This window comes from Streptomyces sp. NPDC090045 (assembly GCF_044747975.1).
GTDB lineage: Bacteria > Actinomycetota > Actinomycetes > Streptomycetales > Streptomycetaceae > Streptomyces.
This window is the reverse complement of the sequence record NZ_JBIVFA010000002.1, coordinates 854,939-867,331: the sequence shown is the minus strand read 5'-3', so window position 1 is coordinate 867,331 and position 12,393 is coordinate 854,939. Positions and strand designations below refer to the sequence as shown.

The window sequence follows — 12,393 nt, the reverse complement described above, 5'->3', positions numbered from 1 at the left end:
CGTCCTGAGCCAGGATCAAACTCTCCATGAATGTTTACCCGTAATCGGGTGCACACATCACTTAGAGCGGGCACATCAGGTCGGAATAAGACCGACATACCACAACGTCCTCGCTGTGTAATTGCCTGCAAGTGCTTCACAAGGAAGCCCTACAGGACTTTTTCAAAGGAACCTCATCCACCGAAGTGGACGGGGTATCAACTTCTGGCGTTGATTTTTGGCACGCTGTTGAGTTCTCAAGGAACGGACGCTTCCTTTGTACTCACCCTCTCGGGCTTTCCTCCGGGCTTTCGTTCTGTTCTGCTGTGTTCTTGCGTTTCCGACTCTATCAGACTCTTTCGGGCCCGACTTCCTCGGCGCTTTCCAGTTCCTGCGCTTTCGCGCTTTCCCTTTCCGGCGATTCCGACTCTATCAGAAGTTCTCCACCGGATTTCCCGGCGTTGGATTCCTGAATGAGGAGTCGGCTACGCCCCACTGGAATTCAATTCCTTGATGGGGGCGAGAGATAGGTTAAACCATCGCTGCCGAACTTGTCCAGTTCGAGGCAACCGTTCGAATCTACCTCCCCGCGCGCTCCGTGTCAACGGTCTTCGCGGGACGACGAGGAGACTAGCAGCTCAGCAGGCTTGTACGCACATCAGGCCGCGGTCGGGAGCGTCGCCGTCCGGTCGGCGGCCTCGACGTCGCCCACCTCGCCCGCGCGGGAGGCCCTGCCGCCCAGGACGAAGACGTAGAGCAGGAAGGCCGCCTCGGCGACGACGCCGATGGTGATGCGGGCCCAGGTGGGGAGGCCCGACGGGGTCACGAAGCCCTCGATCAGGCCGGAGATGAACAGGACCACCGCGAGGCCGATGGCCATGCCGAGGGCCGCGCGGCCCTGTTCCGCCAGGGCGGTGCGGCGGGTGCGGGGGCCCGGGTCGATGACCGTCCAGCCCAGGCGCAGGCCGGTGCCCGCGGCCACGAAGACCGCCGTCAGTTCGAGCAGGCCGTGCGGGAGGATCAGGCCTAGGAAGACGTCGAGGCGGCCGGCGGAGGCCATCAGGCCGAGGCCGACCCCGAGGTTGGCCATGTTCAGGAACAGGATCCACAGCACCGGGAGTCCGAGGAAGGCGCCGAGGACGAGGCAGATCGCCGCCGCCTGGGCATTGTTCGTCCAGACCTTGGCGGCGAAGGAACCCGCGGGGTGGCTGGAGTAGTACGTCTCGTACCCGCCGCCCGGCTGCGTGAGCGCCTTCAGGTCCGCCGGGGCCGCGATGGCGCCCTGGACCTCGGGGTGCGTCGCTATCCACCAGCCGATGAGCACGCCGAGAGCGGTGGAGAGCAGCGCAGTCGGTATCCACCAGCGGCGGCTGCGGTAGACCGCGGCCGGGAAGGCCGCCGTGAAGAAGAGGGCGGCGTCGCGCCAGCCGGCCCGGCGGGTGCCCGTCACCGTGGCGCGGGCGCGCGCGACCAGCTGGGTCAGCCGACCCGTGAGCATCGGGTCGGGGGTGCTGGACTGGATCAGGGAGAGGTGGGTGGAGGCGCGCTGGTAGAGGGCGACGAGTTCGTCGGCCTCCGCACCGGTGAGCTTGCGGCCGCGGCCCAGGAGCTGCTCCAGGCGGTCCCATTCCGCGCGGTGTGCCGTCACGAAGACGTCGAGATCCATCCGGTTGCCGCTCCCCTGCCCCAGGTCACCTGCTGCTGCCTATTCCCTCGTGTGGTCAGCTTGGCAGACTGGATGCCGTTGGGGCGGGGCAGGTCACATGAGAGGTGCTGCGGTGAGCGATCTGGTGACGGGGGACGCGGTCGTCCTGGGGTTGCGGCCCGCGAGGCTGCCGAGCCGCGGGCTGGCGATCCTCCTCGACCTGGTCGTGTACGTCACCGGGTACGTGCTGCTCTCGGTCGGGCTGGCCCTCGCGACCGCCTCGCTGGACGACGCCGCCCAGGCGGCCGTAGGGGTGGCGGGCTTCCTTCTGTTGCTGGTCGGCGTGCCGATCGCCGTGGAGACGCTGTCCCACGGGCGGTCCCTGGGCAAGCTCGCCTGCGGGCTGCGGGTGGTGCGCGACGACGGCGGGCCGATCCGGTTCCGGCACGCGCTGGTCCGCGGGGCCATGGGAGTGGTGGAGCTGCTGCTGACCTTCGGGACGATCGCGTGCATCGCCTCGCTGGTCTCGGCGCGCGGGCGGCGGCTCGGGGACGTCTTCGCCGGGACGCTGGTGGTCCGGGAGCGGGTGCCCGGTGCCCGGGTGATGCCGGTGCCGCCTCCGCCGCCGTGGCTGGCCGGCCGGTTCACCGGGCTCGACCTGTCGGCGGTGCCGGACGGTCTGTGGCTGGCGATACGCCAGTACCTGACGCGGATGAACCAGCTCGATCCGCAGGTGGGCGCCGCGATGGCGGCGAGGCTCGCGGACGATCTGCTGGCGCGTACGGGGGCGCCCGCGCCGGCGGGCGTGCCCGCTGCCGCGTTCCTGATGGCCGTCGTGCACGAACGGCAGTCGCGGGACGCCGCCCGGGCCTTCGGGGCCGCCGCTGCCGCCGCGCCGGCCCCCGCCTTCCAGCCGACGCCCGGCTTCCAGCCGGCCCCGGCTCCCGCCGCCTTCGCGCCGACGCCCGTTCCGGCCCCCGTGGCGACGCCGGCTCCTTACGCGGCTCCCGCGCCCGCGGCCCCCGCGGAGGCTCCGCGCGCCGGAGGATTCGCGCCGCCCGCCTGAGCCTGGGGGGTCAGTGCTCGTCGAAGGTGGAGGGCGGGGTCTCCAGGTGTTCGAGCTCGATGCCGGGGGCCGAGAGCACCACGTCGCCGGCGATGTGGATCGTGTGGACCTCGCCCGTGTCCAGGGCGCTGACCTGGTACTCGTCCACCAGGAGCGGGCCGCTGTCGGTGGGGTGTTCCGCGCGGGCCAGCAGGGCCCATGCCTGGTCGACCGTACGGGGGGCCAGGACCGGGTCGGTCAGGGCGAGGAGCCGGACGCGGGTGGCGGGGGCGCCGGGGGTCAGGCGCAGGAGCCGGGCCGTGGCGATCAGGAAGGCCGGGGAGGTGCCGGTGAAGCCGGGGGCGGCGATGTTGCCCTCGGTGGCCTCGGTGCCGGTGGGATCGGTGCGGACCCAGGTGACGCCGTCGATGGCGGCGCCGCGGACCTGCCAGCTCGCGGCGTTCACTTCGAGGCGGATGGGGCGGCCGAGTTCGTCGATCGCGAGGTCGACGGAGCCGCGGTGGTCGCCGTTCGGGGCGGTGAGCTGGGAGACGTAGCGCCAGCCCGAGGGTCCGGGGGCGCAGTGGAAGTGCTCCTCGCCGAGGGGGGCGTGGTCGTGCGGGTCGTGGAGCGAGTATCGGCCGCGGGGCATGGTGCGCACACTTCTCGGGATCGGGGGCTTCGGGGGCGTCGAGCGATATGGGGCAGGCCCCCGGCACGGGTGCCGGGGGCCTGCTTCACGTGGTGCCGCCGCTGATCAGGAGCTGATCAGGGATGGATCAGTAGCGGTAGTGGTCCGGCTTGTACGGGCCCTCGACCTGGACACCGATGTACGCGGCCTGCTCGGGGCGCAGGGTGGTCAGGCGGACGCCGAGGGCGTCGAGGTGGAGGCGGGCGACCTTCTCGTCGAGGTGCTTGGGGAGCACGTAGACCTCGGTCGGGTACTCCTCGGGCTTGGTGAAGAGCTCGATCTGGGCCAGGGTCTGGTCCGCGAAGGAGTTCGACATCACGAAGGAGGGGTGGCCGGTGGCGTTGCCCAGGTTCAGCAGACGGCCCTCGGACAGCACGATGAGGACCTTGCCGTCGGGGAACTTCCAGGTGTGGACCTGCGGCTTGACCTCGTCCTTGACGATGCCGTCGATCTTCGCGAGGCCGGCCATGTCGATCTCGTTGTCGAAGTGGCCGATGTTGCCCACGATGGCCTGGTGCTTCATCTTGGCCATGTCGGCGGCCATGATGATGTCCTTGTTGCCGGTCGTGGTGATGAAGATGTCCGCGGTCTCGACGACGTCGTCGAGGGTGGCGACCTGGTAGCCGTCCATCGCCGCCTGCAGCGCGCAGATCGGGTCGATCTCGGTGACGATGACCCGGGCGCCCTGGCCGCGCAGCGACTCCGCGCAGCCCTTGCCGACGTCGCCGTAGCCGAAGACCACGGCCGTCTTGCCGCCGATGAGGACGTCGGTGGCACGGTTGATGCCGTCGATCAGGGAGTGGCGGCAGCCGTACTTGTTGTCGAACTTCGACTTCGTCACCGCGTCGTTCACGTTGATCGCCGGGAACAGCAGCGTGCCCTCGGACATCATCTCGTAGAGGCGGTGGACACCGGTGGTGGTCTCCTCCGTCACGCCGCGGATCTCGGAGGCGAGCTGGGTCCACTTCTGGGGGGACTCGCCGAGGGTGCGGTTGAGCAGGGTGAGGATGTGGGCGTACTCCTCGGAGTCCGCGGTCGACGGGTCCGGGGCCGCGCCGGCCTTCTCGAACTCGACGCCCTTGTGGACGAGCAGGGTGGCGTCACCACCGTCGTCGAGGATCATGTTCGGGCCGCCGGTGGGGGTGTTCGGCCAGGTCAGCGCCTGCTCGGTGCACCACCAGTACTCCTCCAGCGTCTCGCCCTTCCAGGCGAAGACGGGGATGCCCTGCGGGTTCTCCGGGGTGCCGTTCGGGCCCACCGCGATGGCGGCGGCCGCGTGGTCCTGGGTGGAGAAGATGTTGCAGGAGGCCCAGCGGACGTCGGCGCCGAGGGCGGCCAGCGTCTCGATGAGGACGGCGGTCTGGATCGTCATGTGCAGCGAGCCGGTGATGCGGGCGCCGGCCAGCGGCTGCGCCTCGGCGTACTCGCGGCGGATCGACATCAGGCCCGGCATCTCGTGCTCGGCCAGGGTGATCTCCTTGCGGCCGAACGCGGCAAGGGACAGGTCTGCGACCTTGAAGTCCATGGGTGCTGCTCCTCATGGTTCGAGAGGTGGGTACGGCTGGTCCGTGCGCCGTCCTGGGGACGGGACACCGAGCACAGTCCGTCGGGGGTCCTCTCTCCCCTCGGCCGGTCGCAAGGACCGCCCGACCCGCCATCAGCAGCGACGCCTGACACTGACCACGAATCTACACCGATCGGTGGAGTGAGCCCCAGTCAGACGAGGAAGAAGGCGTGAGCTGATGCCAGGCCTCCCGGCTGGCACATTCAGGGCCTTTCAGACCTTTCCCCCCCTCCGGTGAGGGCCCGACGGTGTTCCGTACGCTTCGGCGCGCACAGGAACGGATCGAAGGGGTGGGGCGGATGGAACGCAGGCGGGGCCGGAGACGGGGCATCTGGGCGATCGTGCTGCTGGTGGCGGGCGGGGTGCTGGTGCTCGGCGGGGCGGCCTACTCGGCCATGTCCGCCGGGCACTCTGAGGTGGACTACGAGAAGCACCGGATATCGGGCGACAACATGCGGCCGACGTACGCGGCGGGTGACGCCGGCTGGTTCTCCATGGGGGCCGCCGGCGAGGAGCTGGAGATCGGGCGCGGGGACGTGGTGCTCGTATCGGTTCCGGAGTGGAGGCCGGGCGGGCTCATGCTGTCGCGGGTGGTGGCACGCGGCGGCGACCGGATCGAGCACCGGCGGGGAGAGGACGCCTTGCGGCTCAACGGGGAGCCGCTGGACGAGCCGTACATCCTGGACCGGTCGGTTCCGGCGGTCGTGCCGTTCGACGTGACGGTTCCCGAGGGTCGGATGTTCCTCATGGGGGACAACCGCGGGAACTCGGTGGACTCCACGATGCACCTCACCGAGAACAGCGGCACCGTGCCCCTGTCGTCGATCCGCGGCGAGGCCGTCGCGGAGCCGACGGACCTCATCGTGGTGGGCGGCCTTCAGGCGCTCGGCGCCGTCGTGTTCCTGGCCGGGGGCGTGCTGGGGGTCGTGGCGCTGGTGGTGCGCCGCAGGAAGCCGGCGCCGGCGCAGCCTGCCTGGGGCGCCCCCGCACCCGGCGCCTCGGACTGAGGGCCGGCACCCGCCGGGGCGGATGCGCGAAGGCCCCCGCGGGCCGGTGCTCGCGGGGGCCTTCGTACGTCCGTGGGCTACTTGGCGGCTTCGGGACGGTAGATGTCCGGCTCCAGGTAGATCACGCGGGCGATCGGGACCGCCTCACGGATGCGGGCCTCGGCTGCATTGATCGCGTCCGCCACCTGGGTGGCGGTGTCGTGGCCCTCGACGGCGATCTTGGCGGCGACCAGCAGCTCCTCCGGGCCGAGGTGCAGGGTCCGCATGTGGATGACGCGGGTGACGACGTCGCCGTCGACGAGCGCGGTCGTGATCTTCTCGATCTCTTCGAGGCCCGCCGCCTCGCCGAGCAGCAGGGACTTGGTCTCCGCGGCCAGGACGATCGCGATCAGGATGAGCAGGACGCCGATGCACAGGGTGCCGATGCCGTCCCAGACGCCGTTGCCGGTCAGCAGGGCGAGGCCGACGCCGCCGAGGGCCAGCACCAGGCCGACGAGTGCACCGAGGTCCTCCAGGAGGACGACGGGCAGCTCGGGGGCCTTGGCCCGGCGGACGAACTGGGTCCAGGTCTGCTTGCCGCGGATCTCGTTCGACTCCTTGATCGCGGTGCGGAAGGAGAAGGACTCGGCGATGATCGCGAAGACGAGCACGCCGACCGGCCAGTACCAGGCCTCGATCGGGTGCGGGTGGTTGATCTTCTCGATGCCCTCGTAGATGGCGAACATGCCACCGACGGTGAAGAGCACGATGGAGACGAGGAAGGCGTAGATGTAGCGCTCGCGCCCGTACCCGAAGGGGTGTTGCGGGGTCGCCTCGCGCTTGGCCTTCTTTCCGCCGAGGAGCAGCAGCCCCTGGTTCCCGGAGTCCGCGAGCGAGTGGACGCTCTCCGCGAGCATCGACGAGGAGCCGCTGAAGAGGAATGCCACGAATTTGGCTACAGCGATGGCGAGGTTGGCGGCGAGTGCCGCCACGATCGCCCTGGTACCGCCCGACGCGCTCATGGGTGCAGGATGTCCTTCCTAGCCACTGACTACCGGCCGCACATTGTTGCAGCCGCCGGGACGGACGCGGCGTCAGACCACCACGGTGGCACGGAATACCGTCCCGTTTCCGGACAGTTCGACCTTTTCGCCCGCCGGTACGAAGACCGATTCGCCGGGTGTCAGCGGCAGTTCGCCGGCCGTCGCGGAACGGGCTGTCGCAGAACCGGCCGTGCAGAGCAGGATCTGCGGGGCGGCCGTCGACAGCACGCGGGAGACACCGCCGGGCGCAAGGAGGAAGCGGGAGAGCCGGAACTCGTCGATCGGGCTCTCGTAGACCTCCTCGCCGCCGTCGCCTTCGGGGCGCAGCACGTTCGGGTCGCCCGGCTCGAACTTCGCGATCTTCAGCAGTTCGGGCACGTCCACGTGCTTGGGGGTGAGTCCGGCGCGCAGCACGTTGTCGGAGTTGGCCAGCAGCTCGACGCCGAGTCCGTCGATGTAGGCGTGCGGGACGCCGGCGCCGAGGAACATCGCCTCGCCGGGCTGGAGTCGGACGTGGTTGAGCAGCATGGCCGCGATGACTCCCGGATCGCCCGGGAAGTGGTGGGCCAGGGTGGCGTACGGGGCGTACGGGCCGCCGAGGCGCTCGACGGCGGCCGCGGTCTCGTGGACGGTGTGGGCCATCTCGGCACGGTCCGCGGTCAGTACGGCGGTGAGCATCTCGCGCAGGGCCGCCTCTTCGGGGTGCGCGTGCAGCAGGTCGACGTACGGCTTGAGGCTGTCCACGTCCAGGCCCGCGAGGAGTTCGGCGGCCTCCAGCGGCGCGCGGAAGCCGCACAACCCGTCGAAGGCGGTGAGCGCGCAGATCATTTCGGGCTTGTGGTTGGGGTCCTTGTAGTTGCGGTGGCCCGCGTCGACCGGGACCCCGCGGCGCTCCTCGTCCTCGAAGCCCGCCTGCGCCTGGGACAGATCGGGGTGGACCTGGAGGGAGAGCGGCGCGCCTGCGGCGAGGATCTTGAGGAGAAAGGGCAGCCGGGGGCCGAACTTGGCGACGGTGGCCGCTCCGAGCTCGCCCTCGGGGTCGGCCGCGATGACGTCCGAGAGGGCCACCTCGCCGGCGCCGCGGTCGAGGCGGGAGGGGGCTCCGGGGTGGGCGCCCATCCACAGTTCGGCCTGGGGCTCACCGGTGGGTTCGACACCGAGGAGCGCGGGGAGGGCCGTGGTGGATCCCCAGGCGTAGGGGCGGATCGTGTTCGTCAGGCGGTCCATCGTCGTCTTCCTGGATAGAGCCGGGGCGTGTGCGTGTACCTCAGCTGTGTCCCCCGGAAGCCAACGCCAGGTAGGCGGTGGCGAAATCCGTGACGGCGAGGAGTTCGGCGAGCTGCTCCAGTTCGACTCCCTCCTCCGGTTCGAGCTCGCTGATGGCGGTGTCGTGGCTGAGGGCCAGCTCGCGCGCGGCGGGGGCGGCGGTGAGGCCGCCGGCCGGCCGGTCGCGCAGCAGGACGATGCGGGCACGAAGGGCCTGGGGCTCTTCGACCCGGTCACGGAAGAAGTCTTCGGGGTCGGCGCCGGCGGCGAAGGCCCCGGCCAGCAGGATGCCGTGGGCGGGCAGCGCCTCGGGGAGCACGGCGGACAGCGCGGGGCGGCCGGCGAGCTCGGCGAGGGTGGCGGCGAAGCGGCGGCCGGCGGGGGCGGCGCCGGTGCCCTCGCTCCAGATGAGCGGGAGGGAGTCGGCGAGCTCGGCGGCGAGGGTCTTGGCCGGGTTGGAGTAGGTGGCGATGGCGGGCCCGCAGCGTTCGGCCGTGCGGTCGAGCCGGTCGGCGACGAGCTGCAGGGTGTCGGGGGCCGCGGTGATCAGGCCGACCTTGTCGAGGAGCAGCAGCAGGGGCGTGAGCAGCGCCCACAGGGCGCCGGGGCCCGCGGCGGCGGATTCGTCGTACTCCTGGTACGGGGCCTTGGCCATCGGGACGAGGAGCCCGTGCGCGCCGTCCACGGCCTCGCTCAGCGGTGAGCGTTCGGGGGCGACGGCGACCACGGTGCAGCCGCGCCGGTACGCCTGTTCGGCGAGGACGGCCAGGCCCGGCTCGGTGCCGTCGGTGGTGGCGATGAGCAGGAGGTCGACCGAGCCGGCCCAGCCGGGCAGGGCCCAGCGCAGGGCGCCGGCGGCGTGCGCGACGCCGGTGGGGTCCAGCCGGATCACGGGCGCGGACGCGCCGGCGAGGGCGCCCAGCAGGTCGGCGACGCCGGTGGCGGCGGTGCCGGGCCCGGCGATCAGGACGGCGCGCGGGCGGCCGTCGGGGCGCAGGTCGGCGAGGCCCGCCTCGTTCGCGTGCCGGGCCGCGGTACGGACTCTCGCACCGGCCTCGGCCGCGCCGCGGAGCAGGCCCCGGCGGTCGACGCGGGCGAGATCGTCCGGTGCGTCGAGGAGCGACTCGTCGAGCATGGCGGCCTCCGGCGGTGTTGACGGATCCAGGGGTGCGGAATCGGTCTCAGCGTCTGGGTCTGCGTGCGCGCGTGTGCGTGTGCCTACGCGGCGCGGCGCGGCAGGGGTCAGGCGGGGCGGCGGGCCTCGTCGACCAGGAGCACCGGGATGCCGTCACGGACCGGGTAGGCGAGGCCGCAGTCCTGGCCGGTGCAGATCAGCTCGGGGGCCGTCTCGTCGGCCGACTTGTCCTCGAGGGGCGCGTGGCAGGCGGGGCAGGCGAGGATCTGCAGGAGGCCGGCTTCGAGCGGCATGGGGCGGTTCCCTTCGGGCATGCGGATGGTTCTGGGGTGGGGCGAGGTCAGCGTACCGCCGAGTCACCTCCGGTGCGGCCTGGAGTGTGCGCGTTGGCTCCCGCCGTGGGAACCCGGCTCCGCCGGGCACCGGGCTCCGCCCGGACCCTCCCCCAGACTTCGTCCGGGGGGACCCCCACTCAAACGCCGGCGGGGCTGGATTTGCCGGCCACCGCTGAAATGTGACGGTCAAGGGTTGGATGTGCTGGCCACCGCTGAAAGATGCGGCCTGGTCAGGGGCGGGGGATCCGCCCCTGACCGATGAACATCACGCCCGGATGAGGGCCAGGACCTCGTCGCGGACCTTCGACAGGGTGGCCTGGTCGCGGGCCTCCACGTTCAGGCGGAGCAGGGGCTCGGTGTTGGACGCGCGGACGTTGAACCACCAGTCCTCGCCCGTCGCCGTCAGACCGTCCAGCTCGTCCACCGTCACATCGCTGCGGCCGGCGTAAGTGGCCTTCACCGCCGCCAGGCGGTCCGCCTGGTCGGCGACCGTCGAGTTGATCTCGCCCGAACCCGCATACCGGTCGTACGAAGCCACCAGGGCCGACAGCGGGCCGTCCTGGCCGCCCAACGCCGCCAGGACGTGGAGCGCGGCCAGCATGCCCGTGTCCGCGTTCCAGAAGTCCTTGAAGTAGTAGTGCGCCGAGTGCTCACCACCGAAGATCGCACCCGTCTTCGCCATCTCCTCCTTGATGAAGGAATGGCCGACGCGGGTACGGACCGGGGTGCCGCCGTTCTCACGCACGACCTCGGGGACGGACCAGGAGGTGATCAGGTTGTGGATCACGGTGCCCGTGCCGCCGTTGCGGGCCAGCTCGCGCGCCGCGACCAGAGCGGTGATCGCGGACGGGGAGACGCCCTCACCCCGCTCGTCCACGATGAAACAGCGGTCCGCGTCCCCGTCGAACGCGATACCCAGATCCGCACCCTCCGCCAGCACACGCGCCTGCAGATCCACGATGTTCTTCGGATCCAGCGGATTCGCCTCGTGATTGGGGAACGTACCGTCCAACTCGAAGTACATCGGGATGACGTCGAGCGGCAGGCCCTCGAACACCGTCGGGACGGTGTGACCGCCCATCCCGTTGCCCGCGTCCACGACCACCTTCAGCGGACGGATCGACGCCAGGTCCACCAGCCCCCGCAGGTGGGCGGAGTAGCCGGGAAGGCTGTCCTGCTCCGTCACCGTGCCCGCAACCGTGCCGGCAGCCACCGCCGGAGCGCCCGACTCCGACCACTTCTCCACCAGTTCACGGATCTGCGAGAGCCCCGTGTCCTGACCCACCGGCGCCGCACCCGCCCGGCACAGCTTGATCCCGTTGTACTTCGCCGGATTGTGCGAAGCCGTGAACATCGCACCCGGAAGGTTCAACGAACCGGAGGCGTAGTACAGCTGGTCCGTGGAACACAGACCGATCAGGGTCACGTCCACACCGCGCGCGGCCGCACCCCGCGCGAACGCCGCCGACAGACCCGGGGACGACGGCCGCATGTCGTGACCGATCACGATCGCCGAAGCCCCCGTCACCTCCACGAACGCGGCACCGAACAGCTCCGCCAACGACTCGTCCCACTCGTCCGGCACGACGCCACGCACGTCATACGCCTTGACGATGTTCGAAAGATCTGCGGCCACTGCCTGCCCTCCTGAGGTTCTGTGCGGTTCAGCAAACCTACCTTGAACCAGGAGCTCCATTTCAGCCGATCGGAGCGTCAGGAATCGGGCGATCTCAGGACGCGCAGGTGTCCACGACGGGTCTCTCCGGTGACCGGGCGGCCCTGGCCGGAGCCGCCGGCCTCGGCCGCGCGGCCGGGCGGGCGGGCGGCTTCGCGGACCGCGTTGGCGAGGGCTTCGAGGTCGTCGCCGCTGGGACGGGACGGCCCGGAGCCGTCGGACAGGCGGACGACGTCCCAGCCGCGCGGGGCGGTCAGGCGCTCCGAGTGCTCGGCACACAGGTCGTAGCAATGGGGTTCGGCGTAGGTGGCGAGCGGGCCGAGAACTGCGGTCGAATCGGCGTAGACGTACGTCAGTGTCGCGACGGCAGGGCGGCCGCACGCGGTGCGCGAACAGCGACGTACAAGGCTCACGACGTTGGACGGTACCGCACTCTTGACCGGGCCGCGACGACTCCACCGCCGCTCACTCCCCCGTGTCGTGCTCGGAGCTACCCTGCGGGGGTGATGGACACCCCTCTGCCTCCCTGCCCCGGCGAGCCCCCTGCAGCGGCCCCCACCGAGCCGCGTCCGCGCCGGCGGGACCGGCACGGACGCGGGATGCGCGGGCCGGTGGCCCCTCCTCAGGTGCCGCTGTCGGCGAGCCGGTCGGAGCTGTTCGGGGACCTCGTACGGGATTCCGTGGAGCGGCTGGAGCGGCGCTGGCCGCAGCTGGCCGAGGTGGAGTTCCTGGTCGGTGACGTCCCTGGCCCGCCGGGCGGGGCGGACGGCGGCTGGAACGACGAGGCGGTGCCGCTGGGTGCGGTGTCGGAGTCCCGCGAGGGGCGGCCGGCCCGGGTCGTGGTCTTCCGGCGGCCGGTGGAGATCCGTACGAAGACGCGTGACGAGAAGGCGATGCTGGTCCACGAGATCGTGGTGGAGCAGGTGGCGGAGCTGCTCGGCCTGTCGCCCGAGACCGTGGACCCGCGCTACGGGCAGGACTGACGGAGGCGGGGACCCCCTGGGGTCCCCGCCTCTTCGTCCGTTGGAG

The 12,393-nt window shown here is 71.0% G+C and carries 12 protein-coding genes; 3 read left to right on the top strand and 9 right to left on the bottom strand.

Features of this window, described 5'->3' with window-relative positions; translation table 11 throughout:
* Nucleotides 1-637: 637 nt before the first annotated feature.
* Nucleotides 638-1,645: a stage II sporulation protein M gene (locus ACIPYQ_RS08920; protein WP_362241588.1), complete on the bottom strand. Its 1,008-nt coding sequence runs from the start codon at nucleotides 1,643-1,645 to the stop codon at nucleotides 638-640.
* 112 nt (nucleotides 1,646-1,757) lie between these two features.
* Here ACIPYQ_RS08920 and ACIPYQ_RS08915 point away from each other — a divergent pair, with 112 nt between their 5' ends.
* Complete coding sequence (locus ACIPYQ_RS08915; RefSeq protein ID WP_401247641.1) at nucleotides 1,758-2,690, top strand: RDD family protein; 933 nt, start codon at nucleotides 1,758-1,760, stop codon at nucleotides 2,688-2,690.
* Nucleotides 2,691-2,700: 10 nt separating this feature from the next.
* On the opposite strand, the gene ACIPYQ_RS08910 is transcribed toward ACIPYQ_RS08915, so the two are convergent.
* Entirely contained in the window at nucleotides 2,701-3,321 is a 621-nt protein-coding gene (locus ACIPYQ_RS08910; protein WP_361771245.1) for a hypothetical protein, read from the bottom strand.
* A 127-nt stretch (nucleotides 3,322-3,448) separates the two neighbouring features.
* Nucleotides 3,449-4,885, bottom strand: a complete 1,437-nt coding sequence (gene ahcY, locus ACIPYQ_RS08905; protein ID WP_401247637.1) for an adenosylhomocysteinase — start codon at nucleotides 4,883-4,885, stop codon at nucleotides 3,449-3,451.
* A gap of 338 nt (nucleotides 4,886-5,223) precedes the next feature.
* Between ahcY and lepB the strand changes: the two genes are divergently transcribed.
* Complete coding sequence (gene lepB / locus ACIPYQ_RS08900; RefSeq protein WP_401247635.1) at nucleotides 5,224-5,931, top strand: signal peptidase I; 708 nt, start codon at nucleotides 5,224-5,226, stop codon at nucleotides 5,929-5,931.
* Between the two features lie 77 nt (nucleotides 5,932-6,008).
* Here the strand turns inward: lepB and ACIPYQ_RS08895 are convergent, their stop codons facing one another.
* From ACIPYQ_RS08895 to ACIPYQ_RS08870, 6 genes are all read right to left on the bottom strand, one after another.
* Entirely contained in the window at nucleotides 6,009-6,932 is a 924-nt protein-coding gene (locus ACIPYQ_RS08895; RefSeq protein ID WP_401247632.1) for a cation diffusion facilitator family transporter, read from the bottom strand.
* Nucleotides 6,933-7,004: 72 nt separating this feature from the next.
* Nucleotides 7,005-8,180 carry a mannose-6-phosphate isomerase, class I gene (gene manA, locus ACIPYQ_RS08890; RefSeq protein ID WP_401247630.1) on the bottom strand — a complete coding sequence of 392 codons (1,176 nt, stop codon included), beginning with the start codon at nucleotides 8,178-8,180 and terminating at the stop codon, nucleotides 7,005-7,007.
* A 40-nt stretch (nucleotides 8,181-8,220) separates the two neighbouring features.
* Entirely contained in the window at nucleotides 8,221-9,354 is a 1,134-nt protein-coding gene (locus tag ACIPYQ_RS08885) for an SIS domain-containing protein (RefSeq protein WP_401247627.1), read from the bottom strand.
* A 107-nt stretch (nucleotides 9,355-9,461) separates the two neighbouring features.
* Nucleotides 9,462-9,647 carry a Trm112 family protein gene (locus ACIPYQ_RS08880; protein ID WP_319733427.1) on the bottom strand — a complete coding sequence of 62 codons (186 nt, stop codon included), beginning with the start codon at nucleotides 9,645-9,647 and terminating at the stop codon, nucleotides 9,462-9,464.
* A 307-nt stretch (nucleotides 9,648-9,954) separates the two neighbouring features.
* On the bottom strand, nucleotides 9,955-11,325 hold the full coding sequence (locus ACIPYQ_RS08875) for a phosphomannomutase/phosphoglucomutase (protein ID WP_401247625.1): 1,371 nt from the start codon (nucleotides 11,323-11,325) through the stop codon (nucleotides 9,955-9,957).
* Between the two features lie 77 nt (nucleotides 11,326-11,402).
* Nucleotides 11,403-11,777, bottom strand: a complete 375-nt coding sequence (locus ACIPYQ_RS08870; protein ID WP_319734150.1) for a DUF3499 domain-containing protein — start codon at nucleotides 11,775-11,777, stop codon at nucleotides 11,403-11,405.
* A 93-nt stretch (nucleotides 11,778-11,870) separates the two neighbouring features.
* Between ACIPYQ_RS08870 and ACIPYQ_RS08865 the strand changes: the two genes are divergently transcribed.
* Nucleotides 11,871-12,347: a metallopeptidase family protein gene (locus ACIPYQ_RS08865; RefSeq protein ID WP_361756220.1), complete on the top strand. Its 477-nt coding sequence runs from the start codon at nucleotides 11,871-11,873 to the stop codon at nucleotides 12,345-12,347.
* Nucleotides 12,348-12,393: the final 46 nt, after the last annotated feature.

Excerpts from the sequence above, each read along its gene's own strand:
- lepB (WP_401247635.1), top strand. The coding sequence starts at position 5,224 with ATGGAACGCAGGCGGGGCCGGAGACGGGGCATCTGGGCGATCGTGCTG.
- ACIPYQ_RS08880 (WP_319733427.1), bottom strand. The coding sequence starts at position 9,647 with ATGCCGCTCGAAGCCGGCCTCCTGCAGATCCTCGCCTGCCCCGCCTGC.
- ACIPYQ_RS08865 (WP_361756220.1), top strand. The coding sequence starts at position 11,871 with ATGGACACCCCTCTGCCTCCCTGCCCCGGCGAGCCCCCTGCAGCGGCC.
- ACIPYQ_RS08910 (WP_361771245.1), bottom strand. The coding sequence starts at position 3,321 with ATGCCCCGCGGCCGATACTCGCTCCACGACCCGCACGACCACGCCCCC.
- ACIPYQ_RS08895 (WP_401247632.1), bottom strand. The coding sequence starts at position 6,932 with ATGAGCGCGTCGGGCGGTACCAGGGCGATCGTGGCGGCACTCGCCGCC.
- ACIPYQ_RS08885 (WP_401247627.1), bottom strand. The coding sequence starts at position 9,354 with ATGCTCGACGAGTCGCTCCTCGACGCACCGGACGATCTCGCCCGCGTC.
- ahcY (WP_401247637.1), bottom strand. The coding sequence starts at position 4,885 with ATGGACTTCAAGGTCGCAGACCTGTCCCTTGCCGCGTTCGGCCGCAAG.
- manA (WP_401247630.1), bottom strand. The coding sequence starts at position 8,180 with ATGGACCGCCTGACGAACACGATCCGCCCCTACGCCTGGGGATCCACC.
- ACIPYQ_RS08920 (WP_362241588.1), bottom strand. The coding sequence starts at position 1,645 with ATGGATCTCGACGTCTTCGTGACGGCACACCGCGCGGAATGGGACCGC.